This is a genomic window from Haemophilus sp. CCUG 60358 (assembly GCF_001679485.1).
Classification (GTDB): domain Bacteria; phylum Pseudomonadota; class Gammaproteobacteria; order Enterobacterales; family Pasteurellaceae; genus Haemophilus_D.
On the sequence record NZ_LZOZ01000014.1, the window covers coordinates 267484 to 292051 of the forward strand.

General features: G+C 39.3%; 24 protein-coding genes and 1 pseudogene. 21 read left to right on the plus strand and 4 right to left on the minus strand.

What is annotated here, in order from left to right; translation table 11 throughout:
• From A9500_RS10735 to pheA, 19 genes are all read left to right on the plus strand, one after another.
• A partial coding sequence (locus tag A9500_RS10735; protein WP_179854561.1) for a YadA C-terminal domain-containing protein occupies window positions 1-471 on the plus strand: 471 nt, incomplete at its 5' end.
• A gap of 219 nt (window positions 472-690) precedes the next feature.
• The gene (gene mraZ, locus A9500_RS06355; RefSeq protein WP_005630337.1) at window positions 691-1146 is read left to right on the plus strand and encodes a division/cell wall cluster transcriptional repressor MraZ; all 456 of its coding nucleotides are present in this window, start codon (window positions 691-693) and stop codon (window positions 1144-1146) included.
• A 37-nt stretch (window positions 1147-1183) separates the two neighbouring features.
• Entirely contained in the window at window positions 1184-2152 is a 969-nt protein-coding gene (gene rsmH / locus A9500_RS06360; protein ID WP_065244302.1) for a 16S rRNA (cytosine(1402)-N(4))-methyltransferase RsmH, read from the plus strand.
• Between the two features lies 1 nt (window position 2153).
• A complete protein-coding gene (ftsL, locus tag A9500_RS06365) occupies window positions 2154-2474 on the plus strand; it encodes a cell division protein FtsL (protein ID WP_005696538.1) in 321 nt (106 codons plus the stop codon).
• 14 nt (window positions 2475-2488) lie between these two features.
• Window positions 2489-4309 (plus strand): penicillin-binding transpeptidase domain-containing protein, encoded by a 1821-nt coding sequence (locus A9500_RS06370; RefSeq protein ID WP_014065026.1) that lies wholly within the window; start codon window positions 2489-2491, stop codon window positions 4307-4309.
• Window positions 4310-4323: 14 nt separating this feature from the next.
• Window positions 4324-5793, plus strand: a complete 1470-nt coding sequence (gene murE, locus A9500_RS06375) for a UDP-N-acetylmuramoyl-L-alanyl-D-glutamate--2,6-diaminopimelate ligase (RefSeq protein ID WP_065244303.1) — start codon at window positions 4324-4326, stop codon at window positions 5791-5793.
• Between the two features lie 8 nt (window positions 5794-5801).
• Window positions 5802-7172: a UDP-N-acetylmuramoyl-tripeptide--D-alanyl-D-alanine ligase gene (gene murF, locus A9500_RS06380; RefSeq protein WP_065244304.1), complete on the plus strand. Its 1371-nt coding sequence runs from the start codon at window positions 5802-5804 to the stop codon at window positions 7170-7172.
• Complete coding sequence (gene mraY, locus A9500_RS06385; protein ID WP_065244305.1) at window positions 7166-8248, plus strand: phospho-N-acetylmuramoyl-pentapeptide-transferase; 1083 nt, start codon at window positions 7166-7168, stop codon at window positions 8246-8248. Before murF ends, mraY begins: the two co-directional genes overlap by 7 nt.
• A gap of 61 nt (window positions 8249-8309) precedes the next feature.
• Entirely contained in the window at window positions 8310-9623 is a 1314-nt protein-coding gene (murD, locus tag A9500_RS06390) for a UDP-N-acetylmuramoyl-L-alanine--D-glutamate ligase (RefSeq protein WP_065244306.1), read from the plus strand.
• Between the two features lie 15 nt (window positions 9624-9638).
• On the plus strand, window positions 9639-10823 hold the full coding sequence (gene ftsW, locus A9500_RS06395; protein WP_065244307.1) for a putative lipid II flippase FtsW: 1185 nt from the start codon (window positions 9639-9641) through the stop codon (window positions 10821-10823).
• An 8-nt stretch (window positions 10824-10831) separates the two neighbouring features.
• Window positions 10832-11884: an undecaprenyldiphospho-muramoylpentapeptide beta-N-acetylglucosaminyltransferase gene (gene murG, locus A9500_RS06400; RefSeq protein ID WP_065244308.1), complete on the plus strand. Its 1053-nt coding sequence runs from the start codon at window positions 10832-10834 to the stop codon at window positions 11882-11884.
• Window positions 11885-11956: 72 nt separating this feature from the next.
• The gene (gene murC, locus A9500_RS06405) at window positions 11957-13384 is read left to right on the plus strand and encodes a UDP-N-acetylmuramate--L-alanine ligase (RefSeq protein ID WP_065244309.1); all 1428 of its coding nucleotides are present in this window, start codon (window positions 11957-11959) and stop codon (window positions 13382-13384) included.
• Between the two features lie 59 nt (window positions 13385-13443).
• Window positions 13444-14364 (plus strand): D-alanine--D-alanine ligase, encoded by a 921-nt coding sequence (locus tag A9500_RS06410; protein WP_065244310.1) that lies wholly within the window; start codon window positions 13444-13446, stop codon window positions 14362-14364.
• A complete protein-coding gene (locus A9500_RS06415; protein ID WP_065244311.1) occupies window positions 14364-15149 on the plus strand; it encodes a cell division protein FtsQ/DivIB in 786 nt (261 codons plus the stop codon). The genes A9500_RS06410 and A9500_RS06415 overlap by 1 nt, the downstream gene beginning before the upstream one ends.
• A 27-nt stretch (window positions 15150-15176) precedes the next feature.
• Window positions 15177-16451, plus strand: coding sequence for a cell division protein FtsA (gene ftsA / locus A9500_RS06420; RefSeq protein WP_065244312.1), 1275 nt, complete (start codon window positions 15177-15179; stop codon window positions 16449-16451).
• Between the two features lie 86 nt (window positions 16452-16537).
• On the plus strand, window positions 16538-17845 hold the full coding sequence (ftsZ, locus tag A9500_RS06425) for a cell division protein FtsZ (protein ID WP_014065037.1): 1308 nt from the start codon (window positions 16538-16540) through the stop codon (window positions 17843-17845).
• Between the two features lie 41 nt (window positions 17846-17886).
• Window positions 17887-18804 (plus strand): UDP-3-O-acyl-N-acetylglucosamine deacetylase, encoded by a 918-nt coding sequence (gene lpxC / locus A9500_RS06430; protein ID WP_065244313.1) that lies wholly within the window; start codon window positions 17887-17889, stop codon window positions 18802-18804.
• A 122-nt stretch (window positions 18805-18926) separates the two neighbouring features.
• On the plus strand, window positions 18927-20567 hold the full coding sequence (ushA, locus tag A9500_RS06435; protein WP_065244314.1) for a bifunctional UDP-sugar hydrolase/5'-nucleotidase UshA: 1641 nt from the start codon (window positions 18927-18929) through the stop codon (window positions 20565-20567).
• An 8-nt stretch (window positions 20568-20575) separates the two neighbouring features.
• Complete coding sequence (gene pheA, locus A9500_RS06440; RefSeq protein ID WP_065244315.1) at window positions 20576-21733, plus strand: prephenate dehydratase; 1158 nt, start codon at window positions 20576-20578, stop codon at window positions 21731-21733.
• A 68-nt stretch (window positions 21734-21801) separates the two neighbouring features.
• Here the strand turns inward: pheA and A9500_RS06445 are convergent, their stop codons facing one another.
• Window positions 21802-22128: a zinc ribbon domain-containing protein YjdM gene (locus tag A9500_RS06445; RefSeq protein WP_049371882.1), complete on the minus strand. Its 327-nt coding sequence runs from the start codon at window positions 22126-22128 to the stop codon at window positions 21802-21804.
• Between the two features lie 110 nt (window positions 22129-22238).
• On the opposite strand from A9500_RS06445, the gene A9500_RS06450 reads away from it, so the two are divergent.
• On the plus strand, window positions 22239-22799 hold the full coding sequence (locus tag A9500_RS06450; RefSeq protein ID WP_049366223.1) for a YtfJ family protein: 561 nt from the start codon (window positions 22239-22241) through the stop codon (window positions 22797-22799).
• Between the two features lie 33 nt (window positions 22800-22832).
• Here the strand turns inward: A9500_RS06450 and A9500_RS06455 are convergent, their stop codons facing one another.
• Window positions 22833-23000 carry a zf-HC2 domain-containing protein gene (locus A9500_RS06455; protein ID WP_049366225.1) on the minus strand — a complete coding sequence of 56 codons (168 nt, stop codon included), beginning with the start codon at window positions 22998-23000 and terminating at the stop codon, window positions 22833-22835.
• Between the two features lie 11 nt (window positions 23001-23011).
• Complete coding sequence (locus A9500_RS06460) at window positions 23012-23560, minus strand: sigma-70 family RNA polymerase sigma factor (protein ID WP_049366227.1); 549 nt, start codon at window positions 23558-23560, stop codon at window positions 23012-23014.
• Window positions 23561-23672: 112 nt separating this feature from the next.
• On the opposite strand from A9500_RS06460, the gene A9500_RS06465 reads away from it, so the two are divergent.
• The gene (locus A9500_RS06465) at window positions 23673-24014 is read left to right on the plus strand and encodes a hypothetical protein (RefSeq protein ID WP_065244316.1); all 342 of its coding nucleotides are present in this window, start codon (window positions 23673-23675) and stop codon (window positions 24012-24014) included.
• 62 nt (window positions 24015-24076) lie between these two features.
• Here A9500_RS06465 and A9500_RS06470 read toward each other — a convergent pair.
• Window positions 24077-24544 (minus strand): annotated as a pseudogene (locus A9500_RS06470) (DALR domain-containing protein); the annotation flags it as partial.
• Window positions 24545-24568: the final 24 nt, after the last annotated feature.

Sequence of the window (24568 nt, forward strand, 5' to 3'; positions counted from 1 at the left end):
GCAATTAAAGGCGAAAAAGGCGATAAAGGTGATGCTGGAAAATCTGCTTATGAGATCTGGAGAGACAATGGCAACACTGGCAAAACAGAACAACAATTTGTGGGTAGTCTTAATGCTAATACGAAGTTAAAAGAGCGTGTTGATACCATTGAGAACACCGTACATAACCATAGCCGTGAAATCCAGCAAAACCGTAATGCAATTGCGCAAGTCAATCGTGATATGCAAAAAATGAATAAAGAATTGCGTGCAGGTATTGCGGGTGCGATTGCAATTGGTAGTTTGTATCAAAATACCATTCCAGGTAAAGAAACGATTTCTGCTGGGGTTGGTTCTTTTAAAGGACAAAATGCCGTTGCAGTAGGGTATTCTCGTTTATCTGATAATGGACGAGTTGGTGTGAAAGCCAATCTTTCTATTAACTCAAGCGGAGATGCCGGAGCTGGGGCAAGTATTGGTTATACTTGGTAATACACTCTAACTCTGTAAAAAATCTAGCCTGTGAATGAAAATTCACAGGCTATTTTTTTATTCTCTAAGATAACTCTTGATCTTATTAAATCTTCCTCTATTAATCGCTTGCAACTTAAGCAAACAAATTATAAACTTACACTAGTGTGGAGAAAAGTGGTGTTTTGTGGGGATTTTTAGAAAAATTTCTCAAAATAAGTTCAATTTTTAAGGCGTAATATGTTTCGTGGTGCAACAGCGGTTAATTTAGATTCTAAGGGACGCGTAGCGATCCCAACCCGCTATCGCTCTGAGATTCTTGAAAAGAATCAAGGGCAAATGGTTTGTACTGTGGATATTCGACAACCCTGCCTTTTACTTTATCCCCTTGATGAATGGGAAAAAATAGAACAAAAACTTCTCGCACTTTCTAACTTTGATCCTACCCAACGCCGTTTGCAACGAGTAATGCTTGGTCACGCTACTGAATGTGAGATGGATGCTCAGGGCCGTATTTTACTTAGTGGACCATTACGTCAACATGCAAAATTAGAAAAAGGTTTAATGTTGGTTGGGCAACTTAATAAATTTGAAATTTGGAGTGCTGTAGAATGGCATGCCCAAATTGAAGAAGATATGGAAATTGGTTCAAGTGCAGATTTTGTGTCTGAGGCTTTGAAAGATTTCTCATTATAGAAAATGATTCACCGTTTTTTACTTTTATATTGTATTTATGGATACCGAAAATTCCTTTTCTTCACCTGAACATATCACAGTTTTACTTCACGAAGCCGTGAATGGCTTGGTATTGAAGGAAAATGGAATTTATATTGACGGTACTTTTGGCCGTGGTGGTCATTCTCGTCTAATTCTCTCCCAGCTTTCTAAAAATGGTCGTTTAATTGCGGTTGATCGTGATCCGCGTGCGATTGCTGAAGCTGAAAAAATTCAAGACCCTCGTTTTCATATTGAACATAATAGCTTTTCACACATTCCAGGCATCTGTCAAAAACTCGATTTAGTTGGTAAAATTGACGGTATTTTGCTGGATTTAGGCGTGTCATCTCCACAGCTTGATGAAGCCGAGCGTGGTTTCAGTTTTATGAAAGATGGCCCGTTAGATATGCGTATGGATACCACACAAGGTTTATCAGCGGCAGAGTGGCTAAAACAAGTATCCGTTGATGATTTAACTTGGGTGTTAAAAACCTTCGGCGAAGAGCGTTTTGCAAAACGAATTGCCACTGCCATCGTAGAATTTAATAAAAGTGCGGTCAAAAATGGCACAGAATGTTTAAGTCGTACTTCTCAGCTCGCTGAATTAATTGCTCAATCTGTTCCGTTTAAAGATAAACATAAGCATCCAGCGACTCGTAGTTTCCAAGCCATTCGAATTTATATTAATGCAGAATTAGATGAGTTAGAAAGTGTATTAAATTCTGCATTAGATATGTTGGCCCCAGAAGGGCGTTTATCGATTATCAGTTTCCATTCACTTGAAGACAGAATGGTAAAACATTTCATGCGTAAGCAAAGCAAAGGCGAGGATATTCCAAGAGGTTTACCACTACGTGAAGATCAAATTCAACGTAATCAAAAGTTAAAAATCATTGGTAAAGCGATTCAGCCGAGTGAGGCAGAAATTTCGGCAAATCCACGCTCAAGAAGTGCGGTTTTACGTATTGCGGAAAGGGTGAAATAAGATGTTAGAAAATAGCGAACGTTATCCTTTACAACATATTCTCGTTGAAGATATTTTTTCTTCTAATAAATTAATTGTCGTCTTACTTTTATTAATTTTAGCTTCTGCAATGGGCACAATTTGGATGACGCATCAAACACGGGGCCTAATTTCTGAAAACGGGCAGTTGGTATTACAACACCAAGCCCTTGAAAACGAATATCGCAATTTGCAATTACAAGAAGCAACCGAAAGTGATAATACAAGAGTTGAATCCATTGCAATCGGTACATTAAAAATGCAACGTGTTCAAAGTGAACAAGAAGTGGTTATTTTTGAATAGGGATTTTGAATAAAATGGTTAGATTTAATTCCTCTAAGAAACCAGGAAAGCCAAAGAAAACAATTAGAAAATTGGCTCAACCTGCGTCAGTAAAACCGAACAAACCGAAAATGGTGTTTGAGAAATGCTTCCTTCGTGGTCGTTATCTCATCGCGACAAGTTTTATTTTCTTAGGCTTAGGCGCATTAGTGGCTCGTGCTGCTTATGTGCAATCTGTTAATTCTGAAACCCTATCTGGTGAAGCGGACAAACGTTCATTACGTAAAGATGATGTGCTTTCTGTTCGTGGTTCAATTTTAGATCGTAATGGCCAATTGTTATCGGTGAGTGTGCCGATGAGCGCGATCGTAGCTGAACCTCGTTTAATGTTAAAAGAAAATGCATTAGAGGATAAAGAACGTATCAAAGCCCTTGCTAACGAATTAAATATGACACCTGCTGAGTTGGTGAAAAAAATTGAGAAAAATCCAAAATCAGGTTTCTTGTATTTAGCACGTCAAGTAGAAGCGGGCAAAGCAAATTATATCCGTGACCTCAAAATTAAAGGTATTTCATTAGAAACTGAACCACGTCGTTTTTATCCACGTGTAGAAGAAGCGGCTCAATTAATCGGCTTTACCAACATTGATGGTAAAGGGATTGAAGGCGTTGAGGCAAGTTTCAACTCAATGTTAGTGGGGAAAGACGGTGCGCGTGTTGTACGTAAAGACAAACGTGGTAACGTGGTTGAGCATATTGCAGATGAGAAAAAATACGATGCACAAGATGTAACCTTAAGTATCGATGAAAAATTGCAATCCATGGTGTATCGCGAAATCAAAAAAGCGGTAACTGAGAACAAAGCTGAATCTGGTACTGCGGTACTGGTAGATGTGCGTACGGGTGAAGTATTAGCAATGGCGACGGCGCCTTCTTACAATCCAAATAACTTGGCTAATGTGAAAGATGAATTAAAACGTAACCGTGCGATTACGGATACCTTTGAGCCAGGTTCGACAGTAAAACCTTTCGTTGTTTTGACCGCACTTCAACGTGGTGCCGCGAGACGTGATGAAGTAATTAATACAGGTTCATTTACTGTGAGTGGTAAAGAAATCGTGGACGTGGCACCTCGCCCACAACAAACCTTAGATGAAATTTTGATTAACTCCAGTAACCGTGGTGTGAGTCGTCTTGCGTTACGTATGCCACCTTCTGCATTAATGGAAACTTACCAAAATGCGGGCTTAGGTAAAGATACAGAGTTAGGCTTAATTGGTGAACAACGTGGTGTATTAAATGCAAACCGTAAACGTTGGGCAGATATCGAACGTGCTACTGTGGCTTATGGTTATGGTATCACTTCAACACCATTACAAATTGCACGCGCTTATGCAACTTTAGGTAGCTTCGGGATTTATCGTCCGCTTTCTATCACAAAAGTCGATCCGCCAGTCATTGGTCAACGTGTCTTCTCTGAAAAAATTACGAAAGACGTCGTGGGTATGTTAGAGAAAGTGGCAATCAAAAATAAACGTGCGATGGTTGAAGGTTATCGTGTTGGTGTGAAAACAGGTACAGCGCGTAAAATTGAGAATGGTCACTATGTTAATAAATATGTAGCATTTACAGCAGGTATTGCACCAATTAGCGATCCACGTTATGCATTAGTTATTTTGATTAACGATCCGAAAGCAGGGCAGTACTATGGTGGTGCGGTATCTGCACCGGTATTCTCGAGCATTATGGGTTATACCTTACGTGCTAATGGTATTGCACCAGATGCAGAACCAACAGAAAAAACAGCAAGACGTACCGTTCGCTTAAGCGATCAAAAATTTGAAAAAATGAATTAAGAAAAGGCAAAACAATGAAAAAATTGACCGCACTTTTTGATCTTCCGGTGCTTTCAGACATTAATGTGAAGGCGATGGTGTTAGACAGCCGCAAAGTGACCCAAGGTGATTTGTTTGTGGCAGTAAAAGGGCATCGTTTTGATGCGAGTCAATTTGTTCCTCAAGCCATCTCTTCTGGCGCAAGTGCGGTCGTTTTAGAAACAGATTTAGAAAACGAGCATTTGAGCATCCAATGGCAAAATAATGTGCCTGTGATTTATTATTATCATTTATCTGCCAATCTTTCTGCATTGGCAGGTCAATTCTATGAGCATCCTTCCGAAAAACTGACGCTAGTTGGTGTAACTGGAACAAACGGTAAAACCACCGTTTCTCAATTATTAGCTCAATGGGTAACGCTATTCGGCCGTAAAGCAGCCGTCATGGGCACCATTGGCAATGGTTTATTGGGTCAAATTAAAGAGGCAAAAAACACCACAGGTTCAGCCGTTGAAGTTCAAGAAAACCTCGCTGATTTTGTAGAGAAAGGGGCTGATTTTGCTTCTATTGAAGTGTCTTCGCATGGTTTAGTTCAACACCGTGTTGAAGCCCTTAAATTTAAAGCCGCTATTTTTACCAATTTAAGTCGTGATCATTTGGATTATCACGATACAATGGAAAAGTATGCTGAAGCTAAAAAACGCTTTTTCATTGATTTAGCACCCGAATTACAAATTCTCAATGCTGACGATCCTATTGGGGCTGCGTGGTTAAGTGAATTACCAAATGGTATTGCAGTCAGCTGTCGCTCAGATTTTCAACCAACTTCTAAACAATGGCTTTATGCAACACAGATTCGTTTTACTCACGAAGGTGCGGTGATTGATGTTGCTTCAAGTTGGGGTAATGGCACATTACATAGCCCATTAATTGGCGCTTTTAACGTGAGTAATCTGCTGTTAGCCACGGCTGTTTTATTGGCTTTAGGTTATTCTTTCGATGATCTTATCCGTACTGTTTCACAGCTAAAAGGGGTAAATGGAAGAATGGAATTGATTAAAAAAGTAGGAAAACCAACAGTTATCGTTGATTATGCCCATACTCCAGACGCATTAGAAAAAGCATTAAATGCCGCGCGTGAACATTGTAAAGGCAAACTTTGGTGCATTTTTGGTTGTGGCGGTGATCGTGATGCAGGCAAGCGTCCGTTGATGGCAAAAGTGGCTGAGCAGTTTGCAGATTTAGTGATCGTAACCCAAGATAATCCGCGCACAGAAGACCCAAATAAAATTGAAGCCGATATCCTTACGGGTTTTAGTCGAATGGAAGATGTTGGAGTGATTCCGGATCGCGAAGAAGCCATCAAATTTACCATTGAGAATGCGGTTGAAAATGATGTGATTGTGATTGCCGGTAAAGGTCATGAAAACTATCAAATCATTGGAGATAAAACACTTCATTTCTCCGATCAAGAAGTGGCTGAAGCTTATTTAACGAAAAAATAAAAAATAGAATGATTAAATTAACTACCCAACAGCTTGCTCAAATTTTAAATGCTAATCTTATTGGAGATGAGCAGGCCGTTGTTGAAAATATCAATACGGATACGCGTAAATCGGTATCTAACTCACTTTTCTTTGCATTAAAAGGTGAGCATTTTGATGCACATCAATACTTAGATAAAGCCGTTGAGCAAGGTGCGACAGCCTTAGTTGTGCAACAAGCCAACACTGAAATAGCAACGCCACAATTGGTTGTTGCAGATACGCGCTTAGCCCTTGGTCAATTAGCAAAATGGTTACGTGAAAAAATTAATCCTCGTACTGTGGCGATGACAGGTTCATCGGGTAAAACTACGGTGAAAGAGATGACAGCATCCATTCTGCAACAAACAGCGGGCAATCCTGAAGCTGTGTTATTCACTAATGGTAATTTCAACAACGATATTGGCGTACCATTAACGTTATTACGCTTAACCGAACAACATAAATTTGCCGTTATTGAATTAGGTGCCAATCATCAAGGTGAAATTGATTACACCACGCATCTTGCTCAGCCTGAAGCCGCATTAGTGAATAATGTAGCGGCTGCACATTTAGAAGGATTTGGTTCAATTGAAGGTGTAGCACGTGCGAAAGGGGAAATCTATCGTGGTTTAACCCCAAATGGTGTAGCCATTATTAACAGTGAACATGATTATATTGAATTGTGGCAAAAAGAAATAGGTTCCCATGCTATTCAATATTTTAATGGTCGTGATTACAAAGCTGAAAATGTAAAACATTCACCTAATGGCTCAACCTTTACGTTAGTTTCACCAAAAGGTCGCATTGAAATTAATTTGCCTTATTTAGGTGAGCATAATGTAAAAAATGCGTTGGCAGCGACCGCACTTGCTATGAATGTGGGCGCGAGTCTTGCTGATGTAAAAGTAGGTCTTGAACATCGTTCTCAAGTAAAAGGACGATTATTCCCGATTCAAGTGAATGAAAATCTCCTTTTATTAGATGATACTTACAATGCGAATGTCGATTCCTTGCAAGCGTCGATCGATGTTTTAAAAGGTTATGATGCTTTCCGTATTCTACTCGTGGGCGATATGAAAGAATTAGGCGAGGATAGCCTAAAATGCCATCAACAAGTGGGTGAGCACGCTAAACAAGCTAAATTAGATTTAGTGCTTTCTTACGGAACGGAAAGTGCGGTCATTTCTGAAGCTGTTTTGGGAAAACATTTTACAGATAAAGCTGAATTGACAGCTTATGCGTTAGATATTATTAAACAGAAATTACAAGAAAACCAAAAAGTCGTCGTATTAGCGAAAGGCTCGCGCTCAATGAAAATGGAAGAGACGATTTATTCATTAAAGGATAGCTTATGTTAGTTTGGCTTGCTGAATATTTAGTTCGCTATGAAACGGCATTCAATGCCATTTCCTATATTACCGTACGTGCGATTTTGGCATTATTGACCGCACTTTTCATTTCTTTATGGATTGGTCCTAAAGTAATCAAACGCCTTCAAATTTTAAAATTTGGCCAAGAAGTGCGTAATGACGGTCCTGAAAGCCACTTTGCGAAAAAAGGCACCCCAACCATGGGCGGTGTGATGATTTTATTCTCCATTGGTGTGAGTACTTTATTGTGGGCCAACTTAGCGAATCTTTATGTTTGGATTTGCTTATTTGTGCTGTTTGGTTACGGTGCAATTGGCTTTGTGGATGATTTCCGTAAAATCACACGTAAAAATACCGATGGTTTAATTGCGCGTTGGAAATATTTCTGGATGTCAGTAGTCGCATTAGTGGCGATCATTTGGTTGTATTGGTTAGGTCATGATACCGATGCAACGCGTTTAGTGATTCCATTCTTTAAAGATATCATGCCGCAATTAGGTTTATTCTATATTGTGTTGTCTTACTTTGTGATTGTGGGCACAGGTAATGCGGTAAACTTAACCGACGGTTTAGATGGTCTTGCAATTATGCCAACAGCGTTAGTCGCAGGTGCATTTGCTTTAATCGCATGGGCGACCGGTAACGTTAATTTTGCAGAATACTTACATATTCCTTATATCAAATATAGTTCTGAAGTGGTGGTGTTCTGTACCGCAATCGTAGGCGCGGGCTTAGGTTTCTTATGGTTTAATACTTATCCGGCTCAAGTCTTTATGGGCGATGTAGGCTCCCTTGCACTTGGTGGCGCACTCGGTGTTGTTGCCATCCTTGTTCGTCAAGAATTCTTATTAGTGATTATGGGCGGTGTATTTGTTGTTGAAGCCTTGTCTGTGATTTTGCAAGTAGGTTCTTACAAGTTAAGAAAACAACGTATTTTCAGAATGGCACCAATTCATCACCACTTTGAATTAAAAGGTTGGCCAGAACCTAGAGTGATTATCCGGTTTTGGATTATTTCCTTGATGTTGGTGTTGATGGGGCTTGTAACGCTCAAACTAAGATAATTTTGTAGGGTGCACTTGTTGCACCCTGCGTGATCCCAGAATACGAGAGAAGAAAAACAACATGACAACTCTATATCAAAATAAAACTATCACCATTATAGGCCTTGGAAAAACAGGCCTTTCTTGCGTTGAATATCTGCAATCTCAACAAGCTAATATTCGTGTGATTGATACACGCCAATATCCAGCAGGTGCGGATAAATTACCTAAAAATGTTCTCTTACATACAGGTAGCCTAAATCAACAATGGTTACTTGAAAGCGATATTATTGTCATTAGCCCAGGGCTCGCGGTAAAAACACCTGAAATTCAGACCGCACTTTCAGCTGGCGTAGAAGTGATTGGAGATATCGAATTATTCTGCCGAGCAGCAACGAAGCCAATTGTAGGAATTACTGGTTCTAACGGTAAAAGCACCGTGACAACATTAGTCTATGAAATGGCAAAAGCGGCCGGAATAAAAGTGGGAATGGGGGGAAACATTGGTATCCCTGCGTTGTCATTATTAAATGAAGATTGCGATCTTTATGTCTTAGAACTTTCCAGTTTCCAACTTGAAACCACTTATAGTTTGAAAGCGGATGCAGCGACTGTGCTTAATGTGACTGAAGATCACATGGATCGCTATGTGGATTTAGAAGATTATCGCCAAGCAAAATTACGCATTTACCACAATGCAGAAACAGCAGTAGTGAACTTAGAAGACGAACTCACGTTTGGCGAAGGTGAAAATCAAGCTAGGAAGGTTGTGTCTTTTGCTGAAAATCAAGCTGATTACTGGCTAAAAACCGAAAACGGTAAACAGTACTTAATGGCGAAAGAGGAAGTAATTTTACCTTGTGATGAAGCGACTTTAGTTGGTCGTCATAATTACATGAATATTTTAGCTGCAACAGCATTAGCACAAGCAGTAGGCATAAATTTAGAGCCAATTCGTACCGCACTTCGTCAATTTAAAGGCTTAGATCATCGTTTCCAATTAGCCCATCAAGCGAATGGCATTCGTTGGATTAATGATTCTAAAGCCACCAATGTAGGTAGCACCGTTGCAGCATTAGCGGGTTTATATGTTGAGGGAACGTTACACCTTTTATTAGGTGGTGATGGTAAAGGCGCAGATTTTTCTGAACTCGCTGATTTAATCAATCAACCTCATATTTCAACGTATTGTTTTGGTCGTGATGGCAAACAACTTGCGGCACTTTCAAGCCAAAGTCATTTGTTTGAAACCATGGAGCAAGCCATTTCATTTTTACGTCCACATTTAAAATCAGGTGATATGGTGTTATTATCTCCTGCTTGTGCAAGTTTGGATCAATTTGCCTCTTTTGAAAAACGTGGCGAAGAGTTTACTCGTTTAGCAAAATTAGCTTAAAGAATTAGGGGAGTAATGGAATTTATCAATAAAATTAAACAAAATTATGAACAATGGGCGAGAGTGACGCCGCAAGGATTACTTTACGATCGCGCATTGTTTTGGCTTTTTGTCGTGCTATTGCTGATTGGTTTAGTAGCGGTAACTTCTGCTTCAATGCCTTACAGTGCACGCGTATTTAATGATACATTCTATTTTGCTAAACGTGATGCCGTTTATGTCTTGCTTTCTTTAGCAACCTGCTATTTAACTCTCCAAATTTCTTCTTCTCAATGGGAAAAGCGGCACGCCAAAATTTTCTTATTGGCAATTGTATTATTGATACTAGTTCTTATGGTTGGAACCTCTGTTAATGGGGCAAAACGTTGGATTTCTTTAGGTATTTTAAATTTCCAGCCGGCAGAATTTGCTAAGCTAGCTTTAACTTGTTTCCTCGCGAGTTATTTTACGCGTCGTTATGATGAGGTTAGAGGTAAAAAATTCAGTGCGGTTAAGCCTTTCATTGTGATGGGGATATTAGGTGTATTCTTACTCGCTCAACCTGACTTAGGGAGTACAGTGGTACTATTTGTGATCACTTTCGGTATGCTTTTTATTGTCGGTGCAAATTTTTGGCAATTTATTTTGCTAATTGGTACAGGCATACTTCTCTTTATTTGGTTAGTCCTTTCTGCCTCTTATCGTTTAAAACGGTTTACCGGTTTCTTAGAACCGTTTAAAGATCCTTACGGAACAGGATTCCAGCTGACTAACTCTTTGATGGCCTTTGGTCGTGGTGAAATTAGTGGGGAAGGGCTCGGTAACTCCATTCAAAAACTCGATTATCTTCCTGAAGCACATACTGACTTTATCATGGCGATTATTGGTGAAGAATTCGGTTTTATTGGTATTTTTGTTGTTGTCATTCTTTTAGGTTTATTGATTTTCCGTGCGATGAAAATTGGACGTGAATCCCTCATGTTAGAGCAACGTTTCCGTGGCTTTTTTGCTTTAGGCATTAGTTTCTGGATTTTCTTCCAAGGTTTCGTCAATCTAGGCATGGCCTTAGGGATGTTACCAACAAAAGGTTTAACTTTCCCGTTAGTGAGCTACGGTGGTTCAAGTATCATTATTATGTCGGCAACCGTGGGAATTTTATTGCGTATTGACCATGAAAATAGATTACAACGTGGTGGTCAGGCACGTTTGAGAGATGATTAGGGATATTTATGAGTAAAAAATTATTAGTTATGGCCGGAGGTACGGGGGGACATGTTTTCCCCGCCATCGCTGTTGCTCAAACCTTACAAAAAGAAGGTTGGGAAATTTGCTGGTTAGGCACCAAAGATCGCATGGAAGCACAGCTTGTACCAAAGCATGGTATTCCGATTCGTTTTATTCAAATTTCAGGGTTGCGTGGAAAAGGCATTAAAGCATTACTTGGCGCGCCTTTTGCTATTTTAAGAGCGGTATTGCAAGCTCGTAAAATTATTCAAGAATATCAACCTAATGCAGTATTAGGCATGGGTGGTTATGTGTCAGGCCCTGGAGGTATTGCTGCAAAACTTTGCGGCGTGCCGGTAATTTTACATGAACAAAATGCTGTAGCAGGCTTAACCAATGAATGGTTGGCTAAAATTGCGACACGTGTATTACAAGCTTTTCCAACTGCGTTTAAAGATGCCGAAGTTGTAGGAAATCCAGTTCGCCAAGATTTATTTGAAATGCCATCACCACAAGCTCGTTTTTCAGAAAGAAGTGGAAAACTGAGAGTACTTGTCGTGGGTGGAAGCCAAGGGGCTCGTGTACTCAATCAAACAATTCCACAAGTAGTAGCGCGTTTGGCAGATAAACTAGAAGTGCGTCATCAAGTGGGTAAAGGTTCTGTTGAAAGTGTGACCGCACTTTATGGTGAACATGCAGATTCGGTCAAAATTACAGAATTTATTGATGATATGGCAGATGCCTACGCGTGGGCGGATGTGGTGATTTGTCGCTCTGGAGCTTTAACGGTATGTGAATTAGCAGCAGTGGGGACACCAGCAATTTTTGTACCATTCCAGCATAAAGATCAACAACAATATTTAAATGCGAAATATCTTGCCGATGTAGGTGCAGCAAAAATTGTTCAGCAGAATGAATTAAATGCGGATGTGTTGGTCGATTTCTTAGAAAAAACAGATCGTGAAACTTTGCTAGCGATGGCGATTAAAGCAAAAGAAATGTCAGCACCATTAGCCGCTAAACGTGTAGCTGATGTCATCGTAGAGAACGCGAAATAAGAACAGAGAAGTTGAGGGATAGTAAATAACCCCTTAACCTAAAAGTGCGGTTAAAAATAAAGGTGAAATAATATGAAACATATTTCGGATGAAATTAGAAAGATTATCCCTGAGATGCGTCGGGTTCAACAAATTCATTTCATTGGTATCGGCGGCGCCGGTATGAGTGGGATTGCCGAAATTTTATTAAATGAAGGTTATGATATCTCTGGTTCTGATATTGCAGATGGTGCCGTGACTCAGCGTCTTGCTCAAGCTGGCGCAAAAATTTTCATTGGTCACCAAGCTGAAAATGTGAAAGGGGCAAGTGTCGTTGTTGTATCAAGCGCGATCCATGAAGACAACCCAGAATTAATCGCAGCTAAACAAAATCGTATTCCTGTGATTCAGCGAGCACAAATGTTAGCTGAAATTATGCGTTTCCGTCATGGTATAGCGGTTGCGGGTACTCATGGTAAAACCACAACGACAGCCATGATTTCGATGATTTATACTCAAGCAAAACTGGATCCAACTTTCGTTAATGGTGGTTTAGTTAAATCAGCTGGTAAAAATGCACATTTAGGTGCAAGCCGTTATTTAATTGCAGAGGCAGATGAAAGTGATGCATCTTTCCTACACTTGCAACCTATGGTTTCAGTAGTGACCAATATTGAACCGGATCATATGGATACGTATGGCGGTGACTTTGAAAAGATGAAAGCCACTTACGTGAAGTTCTTACATAACTTACCATTCTACGGTTTAGCGGTGATGTGCGCAGATGATGCGGTGTTAATGGAACTTGTTCCGCAAGTTGGACGTCAAGTCTTAACTTATGGTTTCAGCGAGCATGCTGACTATCGTATCGAAGATTATGAACAAACCGGTTTCCAAGGTCACTACACTGTAGTTTGCCCAAGTGGTGAACGCATCAATGTATTATTGAATGTGCCAGGTAAACATAATGCGTTAAATGCGACGGCGGCACTTGCAGTAGCAAAAGAAGAAGGCATTGGCAATGAAGCGATTTTAGAAGCGCTTGCTGATTTCCAAGGTGCGGGCAGACGTTTTGACCAATTAGGCGAGTTTATTCGTCCAAATGGTAAAGTACGCTTAGTGGATGATTATGGCCATCACCCAACAGAAGTTGATGTAACAATCAAAGCAGCCCGTGAAGGCTGGGGAGATAAACGTATTGTCATGATCTTCCAGCCTCACCGTTATTCACGTACTCGCGATTTATTTGATGAATTCGTGCAAGTATTATCCCAAGTGGATGCATTGATTATGTTAGACGTTTATGCGGCAGGTGAAGCGCCAATTGTCGGTGCAGATAGTAAAGCACTTTGTCGTTCTATTCGTAATCTAGGAAAAGTCGATCCAATTTTAGTTTCTGATACGGAACAACTTGGCGATGTATTAGATCAAATTATTCAAGATGGTGATTTAATTCTTGCCCAAGGTGCGGGAAGTGTAAGCAAAATTTCTCGTGGATTAGCCGAACGTTGGAAAGAATAAAAACACTGAAAAATAACCGCACTTTTCGATGAAGAATAAAAAGAAAACAGGATAAAACAATGAATTTAAAACAAGAAAAAATTGCTGTGTTGTTAGGCGGCACATCAGCTGAACGTGAAGTTTCTCTTAATTCTGGCGCGGCCGTGTTAAACGCATTACTGAGCCAAGGTTATAATGCACATGGTATCGATCCTAAAGAATATAATGTCGCGAATTTAAAGGCTGATGGTTTTGATCGTGTCTTTAACATTTTACATGGTCGCGGTGGTGAAGATGGCACCATGCAAGGTTTATTAGAACAAATCGGTTTGCCTTATACGGGTTGTGGTGTGATGGCTTCAGCGTTAACCATGGATAAAATGCGTACTAAAATGTTATGGAAAGCCTTCGGCTTACCTGTTGCTGATATGGAGATCGTGACCAAAGAAAACGCTCACGAACTAAACCCACAAGCTGTGGTCGAAAAGTTAGGTTTACCTTTGATGGTTAAGCCATCTCTTGAAGGTTCAAGTGTGGGTTTAACGAAAGTAAAAGCAGTCGAAGAATTAAAAAGTGCGGTCGATTATGCACTTAAATTTGATAACACCATTTTGATTGAAGAATGGTTGGCTGGTGATGAATTAACTGTGCCTGTTTTAGGTGGCGAAGTATTGCCAGCTGTTCGCATTGTGCCAGAAGGTGAGTTTTATGATTACGATGCGAAATATATTTCAGATAACACTCAATATTTTTGCCCTGCTGGCCTTTCAGCTGAACGAGAGCAAGAATTAGCGAAATTAGTTAAACGTGCTTATGACGTTGTGGGTTGTCGTGGCTGGAGCCGCATTGATGTGATGACTGATGCACAAGGTAATTTCCGTTTAGTCGAAGTAAACACGAACCCAGGGATGACAAGTCACAGTTTATTCCCTAAATCTGCATCAACAGTCGGTATTTCATTTGAACAACTCGTCGTGAAAATTTTGGAGTTGAGTGCGTAATGAATGTAATTAAGCGCAAAAATACACCGCCAACGCAATTTGGTCGCTCATCTAACGGAGAAGGTAAATTCCGTTTTATGTTGCAGATTAAACTTGCTTTGGTGTTACTTTGTGCGGGGCTAGGGTATTTCGTTTATTCAAACTGGCAGAATTGGCTTGAAAGCTTAGACGGTGATAGAAAAATTACTGCCTATGCCTTAGTAGGTCAAAATGAATTTACCACTTATCCGGATGTGCAGGATGTGTTGCTCAAAATGGGCTCTCTCAAGGGCTTCTGGGGACAAGACGTTAAGCAAATTCAAGAGCAACTTGAAACGATTCCTTGGGTAAAAGGTGCAGTGGTTCGTAAAATTTGGCCAAATCGTTTAAGTATTTGGCTGTCAGAATATCAGCCAGTTGCAATTTGGAATAAAACAGAGTTCATCACAAAAGAGGGAACTGTTTTCCAATTACCGATGGATAAGTTAAAAGAAAAAGCTTTACCTTATTTAGGTGGCCCAGATTATCAAAGCTTGAAAGTATTAGAAGCTTGGAATCAAATTTTCGCTGATTTTAAAGCCAAAAATTTAGTGGTTAAAGGTGTTCGAATTGATGATCGCGGTGCGTGGCAAGTTACGCTAGATAATGATATAGTATTGAAACTTGGGCGCGGAGATTGGAAACCAAAATTAGATCGATTTGTAACGATTTACCCACAAATTGAAGTGCCTGAAGGTAAACGAATTGATTATGTAGATTTGCGCTATGCATCTGCATCAGCAGCGGTTGGATTGACAGAGAAATAAAAATAATTCATTGGGTGTAATAAGAAAATGGGAAAAGAGTTGGAACCGAAAGTCATTGTAGGTCTTGAAGTTGGTACATCAAAAGTTGTTGCTGTTGTTGGGGAAGTGCTTCCTGATGGCGTCGTAAATGTACTTGGCGTGGGTAGCTGTCCATCGAAAGGGATTGATCGTGGCAGTATTACTGATTTAGATGCCGTTGTTAACTCTATCCAACGTGCTATTGAAGCGGCTGAATCAATGGCTGATTGCCAAATTATGAGTGTGACTCTTGCAATTACGGGTGAACATATTCAAAGCCTGAATGAGAGCGGTTTTGTTGCTATTTCTGAAAATGAAGTGACTCAAGAAGAGATTGATGATGCTTTACATACAGCAAGCTCAGTAAAATTACCTGAAGGTCTTTCTTTATTACACATTATTCCTCAAGAATACGCGGTAGATAAACAAGTTAATATTAAAAATCCATTAGGTCTACATGGCGTCCGTTTAAAAGCAAATGTGCACCTAATTGCTTGTCACCAAGACTGGCAAAATAACTTGAAAAAAGCAGTTGAACGTTGCGGATTACAAGTTGATAAAGTCGTGTTCTCCGGCTTTGCAGCAACGCATTCTGTTTTAACCGAAGATGAAAAAGACTTAGGCGTGTGCTTAATCGATTTTGGCGCGGGTACTATGAATGTGATGGTTTATACCAATGGTTCATTACGCTTTAGCAAGGTTATTCCTTATGCAGGCAATATTGTCACGAATGATATTGCTCATGCATGCACCGTTTCTCGTGCAGAAGCCGAACGTATTAAAGTGAATTATGCAAGTGCATTGTATCCAGCGCGTCTACATGGCGATAAAAAAATTGAAGTGGCAAGTATTGGTGGGCGAGCACCACGCGCTTTAACAAAAAGTGATTTATCTTTAATCACTTCAGCAAGATATATTGAACTATTAGGCGTTGTTAAGGACGAATTAGATAAGCTCAAAGCAGATTTAGAAAGCAAACATATTAAATTTGAATTAATTGCTGGTGTCGTTATTACCGGTGGTGGTGCACAAATTGAAGACTTAAAAGATTGTGCTTCAAATGTATTTGGTTGCCAAGTGCGTATTGGTAGTCCATTGAATATTACGGGTTTAACGGATTATGTAAACCGTCCACAATATTCAACTGTAGTTGGATTACTACAATATCATCATCAAAATAGTGATAATGATCCTGTAGATAGTAACTATGGTGATGAAGGTGTTGGTAGAAAATTCTGGAAAGGCCTTAAAAATATTTTCAACAAAGTGAAATCAGAATTTTGATAATTTTGACTTTTTCATTTACAATGAGAAAGATTTAAATTTTATTAATATGCTAGCAGAGTATTAGCAGTAACGGAGAACAGCAAATGTTATACCCAGAGTATGGTGATTTTGAAGAGCAAACAGGTGCACTGATTAAGGTTGTCGGTGTTGGTGGAGGCGGCGGTAACGCAGTTAACCACATGGTTGCTAACATGGTGCAACAAGAATTCAATGGTAATTTCTTGGGCGAAAGTGCAATTGATAGCGATGAACACGGTAAGATCGTATTCTATGCGGTGAATACCGATGCACAAGCATTACGCAAAAGCCAAGTTCAACAAACTGTACAAATTGGTGGGGCAACAACGAAAGGTCTTGGTGCAGGCGCAAACCCAAATGTAGGTCGTAAAGCGGCTGAAGATGACCAAGAAGAAATCCGTAAAATGCTTGAGGGTGCAGACATGGTCTTTATCGCAGCCGGTATGGGCGGTGGTACAGGTACTGGTGCAGCACCAATCGTTGCTAAAGTAGCGAAAGAATTAGGCATTTTAACTGTTGCTGTTGTTACTAAGCCATTTAGCTTTGAAGGCAAAAAACGTATGCAATTTGCTGAATTAGGGATTAAAGATCTTTCACAATATGTGGATTCAATGATCATCATTCCTAACCAACAAATTCAAAAAGTTCTCCCGAAAAATGCAACATTAATTGATGCTTTTGCTGCTGCAAATGACGTATTACGTAACTCTGTTATGGGCATCTCCGATATGATTACCTCTCCAGGTTTAATCAACGTGGACTTTGCTGACGTAAGAACCGTTATGTCTGAAATGGGCCAAGCCATGATTGGTTTTGGTTCAGCGCAAAGTGAACCAGGTGCGGGTCGAGCAGAAGAAGCAGCGCGTCTTGCGATTAAAAATGATTTATTAGAAAAAGTCGATCTGTCTAATGCTAAAGGTATCCTTGTTAATATTACCTCAGGCATGGATCTTGGCTTTGACGAATTTAACGTGGTAGGTGATACAGTTGGTAGTTTTGCATCTGAAGACGCCACTATCGTAGTAGGTACTAGTTTAGTTCCTGAAATGAGCAATGAAATTCGTGTAACGATCGTTGCGACAGGTTTAGGTGATGTAGTTTCAGCAGAGCCTGTAGTGATTGCTCGTCCTCAAGCGACAGTGCAACAAGCTCAAGTTCAACAACCTGTAGCGCAAGAAACGATTCAACCACAACCGCCAGTTGGTTTACATGGTTTAGATGCATTAAGACATAATCCACAACCAGAACCAGCACAGGAACAAAATTCGCAATACGGTAACTTAAATAAACCGCTTGATCCAAGCCGTTTAGAACAGTTAAGAAACAATCCTAATTTCTTCAATCCGGCATCATTTGGTCGTGATGAGAAATAAGAGTAAAAGTAATCTTGTTGTAAAGCAATAAGGTAAAAGAGATGATTAAACAAAGAACATTAAAACAAAGCATTAAAGTCACAGGTGTAGGCTTACATAGCGGTAAAAAAGTAACATTAACGTTGCGCCCGGCTATGCCGAATACTGGCGTGATTTACTGCCGTACTGATCTTAATCCGCCGGTGACTTTCCCTGCGAATGCGGATTCAGTGCGCGATACAATGCTTTGTACTGCACTTGTGAATGAACAAGGTGTGCGTGTTTCAACCGTAGAACACTTAAACGCAGCATTAGCAGGTTTAGGTATAGATAATATCATTATCGAAGTTGATGCACCTGAAATTCCAATCATGGACGGTAGTGCAAGCCCATTCATTTACTTGCTTTTAGACGCAGGTATTGAAGAACAAAATGTACCGAAGAAATTTATTCGTATTAAGAAAAATGTACGAGTAGAAGACGGTGACAAATGGGCAGAATTCAAACCTTATAATGGTTTCCGTTTAGATTTCACAATCGACTTTGATCATCCTGCGATTAGTAAAAATGTACGTAATTACGTGATGGATTTCTCAGCACAAGCATTCGTACATCAAATTAGCCGTGCAAGAACCTTTGGTTTCATGAAAGATATTGAGTATCTTCAATCTCAAGGTCTTGCATTAGGCGGTAGCCTAGATAATGCCATCGTATTAGATGATTACCGTATCTTAAATGAAGACGGATTACGCTTCAGAGATGAATTAGTTCGTCATAAAATGCTTGATGCGATTGGCGATCTTTATATGTGTGGCTATAACATCATCGGTGATTTCAAAGCTTATAAATCTGGTCACGGTTTAAATAACAAGCTACTCCGTGCTGTACTTGCCGATCAGGACGCGTGGGAATTTGTTACTTTTGAAGATAAGAAACAAGTTCCACAAGGTTATGTTGCGCCTGCGCAGGTACTCATCTAACAATGTTTTGTTGAAAAGCTATACTTCTTTCGGGAGTATAGCTTTTTTATTTCCCATCTTGCTCTGTTATTTTTGTTTTCTGCGAAGGTAAAGAGCGGTCAAAAATAGAGGTGTTTTTTATTATGAAAAAATTATTTACCGTGCTTCCTCTTGTGCTAGCAACTTCTGCGGCAATGGCATATGAACAAGATAAAACCTATCAATTTACCATATTGCACACCAATGATACGCACGGACATTTTTGGCCGAATGCTAAAGGTGAATATGGCTTTCCTGCACACAAAACAATTGTTAATCGCGTAAAAGCGGAAGTCGAGCAAAAAGGTGGCTCACTCGTTTTATTAAATGCAGGTGATTTTAATACTGGTGTACCTGAGTCAGATATGCAAACAGCAGAACCTGACATTAAAGCAATGAATGCGATGGGCTATGAAGCAACCGTATTAGGTAATCACGAGTTTGATAATCCATTACAAATCCTTGACATGCAAGAAAAATGGGCGAACTTCCCATTCTTATCTGCAAACGTTATTAACACCAAAACAGGTAAAACTTTAGTTAAACCTTATACCATTTTAAATAAACAAGATCTTAAAATTGCCGTGGTCGGTTTAACCACAGAGGATACCGCAAAATTAGGTAACCCAGAATATCTTCACAATGTGAAGTTTGAAGACCCAACAACAGTAGCAAAAGCCACATTAAAAGAGCTAAATGAAAAAGTTAAGCCTGATGTAAAAATCGCTTTAACACATATGGGCTATTACTATGATGCGAAACATGGGTCAAATGCACCAGGCGATGTAAGTCTTGCGCGTAATTTAGATAAAGGCGCATTCGATATGATTATCGGTGGCCACAGCCATGATCCGATTTGTGTGGATGACAAAGGTGTATGGATTAAAGATTATCAACCAACTCAGCCATGTAAACCAGATTTCCAAAATGGTACTTGGATTATGCAAGCATTTGAATGGGGTAAATACGTTGGTCGAGCTGACTTTGAGTTCAAAAATGGTGAATTAAAATTAGTGAATTATCAATTAATTCCAGTGAACTTGAAGAAAAAAGTGAAAAAAGAAGACGGTAAAACAGAATATGTGAACTATGCGGAAGAGATTCCACAAGATCCAGAAATGGAAAAACTTTTAAAATCTTACCAAGATAAAGGTGATGCTTTATTAAGCCAAAAAGTGGGGAAATTAAACGGTAAGTTAGAAGGTGATCGTACCATTATTCGTTTTGAACAAACTAACCTTGGTCACTTAATTGCAGAAGCACAACGTCAAAAAGCGAAAGCAGACATTGGTATCATGAACTCAGGTGGTATTCGTGATTCTATCCAAGAAGGTGATGTGACTTATAAAGACATTTTAAAAATCCATCCATTTGGTAACATTGTGAGCTATTTTGAATTAACCGGTAAAGAATTATTGGATTATTTAAATGTGGTGGCATTGAAAGAAGTGGATTCTGGTGCTTATGCACAATATTCAGGTATCAGCATGACAGTGAATCGTGCAGATAAGAAAGTTGAAAATGTGAAGATTCAAGGCAAACCATTGGATTTAAATAAAACTTACCGTATTTCTGTACCAAGTTATAATGCTGCAGGTGGAGATGGTTATCCGGTTATGACCAAAAATCCAACTTTTGTTAATACTGGTTTTATTGATGCGGATGTTTTAAAAGAATTTTTTGAGAAAAATTCACCTATTAATGCGGAGAAATACATCCCTCACAATGAAGTAACCTTTAAATAAGGAATGAAATGGCATTAGATTTATCAGAAATTCGTCAGCAAATTACGCAAATTGATCGCAGCTTGTTAAAGCTGCTTTCAGAGCGTCATCGTCTGGCATATGATGTAGTGAGAAGCAAAGAAGTAACGCAAAAAGCGTTGCGTGATTTAGAGCGTGAACAACAGCTCTTACAAGAGCTTGTGCAATTTGCTGAAAGTCAAAATTATCAGCTTGAACCACAGTATATTACATCAGTCTTCCAAAAAATCATTGAAGATTCAGTGTTAACACAACAAGTGTATTTGCAGAAAAAACTCAATGAGCAACGAGAAGAAACGTTACATATCGCTTTTTTAGGCAAGCGTGGTTCTTACTCTAATTTGGCTGCGCGTAATTATGCGGCTCGCTACCATCAACAATTTGCTGAAATCAGTTGCGATTCTTTTGCTCAAATTTTTGAAAAGGTTGAAATTGGGGAAGCTGATTATGGCGTACTTCCTTTAGAAAACACTACGTCAGGTGCAATTAATGAAGTTTATGATTTGCTTCAACATACCACTTTATCTTTGGTGGGCGAGTTGGCTTATCCTATCAAGCACTGTGTTTTAGTGAATGAGCAAGATGATTTAAGCAAAATTGATACGCTTTATAGCCATCCACAGGTAATCCAGCAGTGTAGTCAATTTATTCAAAGCCTTGAGCGTGTTCATATTGAGTTTTGCGAAAGTAGCTCTCATGCAATGCAGCTTGTATCAAGCTTGAATAAACCGAATATTGCGGCACTGGGCAATGAAGATGGCGGCAAGCTTTACGGCTTACATGTGTTAAAACATAATATTGCGAATCAAGAAAACAATATTACTCGTTTTATTGTAGTGGCAAAACAAGCTCGAGAAGTTTCACCGCAAATTCACACGAAAACTTTATTGTTGATGACAACATCGCAACAAGCGGGTTCTTTGGTGGATGCTTTACTTGTGTTTAAAAAGCACGGTATTAATATGACCAAGCTTGAATCTCGTCCTATTTATGGCAAGCCTTGGGAGGAAATGTTTTATTTGGAGATTGAAGGAAATATTCATCATCCAGATACCCAAATTGCCTTGGAAGAGCTTAAGCAATTCAGTAATTATCTGAAAGTGCTTGGTTGTTATCCAAGTGAAATAGTGAAGCCTGCGAAGGTATAACGAAAATAAAAAAAGAGCGGTCGATTTAAAACAACGTTAAAATCGACCGCTCTTTTTATTGAGAATTCTTAAGCTTTTTTCAAGAACTCTGATTTCAACATGATTTTGCCACAATCGACATTGTGATCTCCGTTAACTAAACGGATATTTTTGAATTTCGTGCCTTTCTTCAACACTTCAGATGAACCTTTTAATTTCAAATCTTTAATCAAAAGTACATCATCACCATCGGCTAATAAATTACCGTTGCTGTCTTTAACAATCAGTTGATCTTCATCGGCTTCAACTGCTTCGTTACCATTCCATTCATTACCGCAATCAGGGCAAACAAAATTCACAGAATCGTGATAAACATATTCACCTTTACATTTTGGGCAAGCTGGCATTTGATCCATTTCTTTTTCCTTCTTTATCTGATTTAAGCAAAGTATAATGCGCACGGAGTATAACAAAAAAGTGACTATTCGCCAAAAAATGGGCATTTCACGGAATTTATGAGGTATTTATGAAAAAAATCATGCTTTTGAGCGCTGTGATGGGGAGTTTAATCTCAGCCAATACATTCGCTCACAATATTCAACCTAATCAACTTTTAGCCAATGTAACGGTTTCGGATAAAGGCGAAATCACTTTAAATGGCAATGATGTAGCGTATAAATCGTGGAGCTCAACGGCATTACCTGGCAAAGTCCGTGTGATTCAGCATATTGCAGGCAGAAGTGCGGCAAAAGAGAAAAATCAAGCGATGATCGAAGCCATCAAAGCAGCTCATTTTAACCAAGCCAAATATCAAACCACGACCATTATTAATGCTGATGATGCCGTTGTGGGCACGGGTATGTTTGTGAAAAGTAGCGCAGAAAAAGGCAAAAAAGAAAATGCCCATAGCCAAGTGATTTTAGATGATAAAAGTGCGGTTAAAAATGCGTGGGGATTACGTGAAAAAGACAGCGTGATTATTTTGCTTGATAAAACCGGCAAGGTGCAATTTGTGAAAGAAGGTAAATTGACGGATGATGAAGTCAAAGAAGTGATTTCACGTGCAACAGCATTAATGGCGAAGTAATAGAGTAATAAGCGGAAGTTCTCTTCCGCTTTTTTATCCTTTGAAATCCTTCATTAATTTTCTCAATGTGCCACAATTTCGTTGAAATTTACGGCAATGTGTACAGATGGCAAGATGCAAATTGAGCCCAATTTTTTCTTTAGTCATTAATGAGCGTTCTTGCGCATCTGAAATGAGTCGAGTCGCTTGGCGACATTTCATAAAATCACTCCTTAAAGTTTATGAGATAAGCAGTTTTGAAGTTGTAAGCGAGCACGATAGAGTGTCGTGTGCAAGTTACTTATGCTTAGTTGATTTTCTTGGCAAATTTCTTCGGAAGATAATTCCAAAAACTCTCTCATCATAAAAATCTTGGCTTGTTTGGCTGGCAGGCAAGTTAAGCAAGTTTCAAAAATCAGCCAGAATTCTTCAGAATAGACCGCACTTTCGCTCAGTTCGAGATCGAGTGGAGAATGTTCAGCTTTCCAGTGGCCCCCTTCATCAAAGAAATGATTAGTTTGTTCTTCATCTTCAATTTCGGTTTCTAGCACTAATTTGCCTTTCTGGCGAAGAAAATCAATGATTTTATTTTTTAAGATAGCAAAGACCCAGGTCTTAAATGCCGCTTGTCGTTTAAATTGCTCAAGATGGTTAAATGCACTTAAAAAACTCTCTTGCACCAAATCTTCAGCTAATACAGAATCGCCCACCTGTAATGTGGCAAATTTCAGCATTTGCTCTCTAATTTGAGCCAAGTCTTTATTGGAAATTCCAGTTTCCATATTTTTTCCTTGAAAAAAGTGTAAGAAATAGATTTCTCATTCGTCTAATGATAATGAAAGGGGAAACCTTTCCATCCAATGCTAATTATTCACAAATTAAGGAAGATTCAAAATGAAAAATATTACTTCAAAAACAACCTTTACTGCTATTGCTGCACTTTTCTTCGCAACCAGTCTTTATGCGACCGATATGAAATCTAATGAAATGTCGATGGCAAAAGATTCCATGCCGATGACAAAAGATTCCATGTCGATGACAAAAGACGCTATGCCAATGCAAAATGACAAAATGGCATCTGATGGGATGATGAAATCTCATGATATGAAATCTCACGACATGAAAATGGATAATATGAAATCAGAAGGAATGAAATCTGATGATATGAAAACAAAAGAAATGAAAGCAAAAGAAATGAAGAAAAAAGCAAAAACAATGGAAAAACCGAAAATGTAATGCTTTCTTCTTAAAAGAAAAACTGCGGTCAATTTGACCGCAGTTTTTGTATCAAAGTGAGATTATTGTTTACGCCACGTCGTGCCGTTAGGGCCGTCTTCTAACACAATTCCCATTGCAGTGAGTTCATTACGAGCCGCATCTGCAGCAGCCCAATCTTTAGCAGCACGCGCTTCGTTGCGTTGTTTGATGAGCGCTTCAATTTTTGCGACTTCATCATCGTCAGAGCCCGCTTGTAAGAATTTTTCTGGATCTTGTTGAAGTAAACCTAAGATACCCGCTAATTCACGTAAACGAGCAGCAAGACCATTGGCTTTTTCTGTATCTTCAGTTTTCAATTTATTGATTTCACGAGCCATTTCAAATAAGACAGAAAGAGCGTTCGGCGTATTGAAATCATCGTCCATCGCTTGCCCCAAGGTTATATAGTCGCCCTCTTGCATCCATTCATATTTAAAGCTGCGGAACCAACGCTCCATTGGAGCATTATCCCAACAGTTACCTAGGCGACTCATACTTTGAGTTACCTGAATGAAGGTTGAGCGGAATAGCTA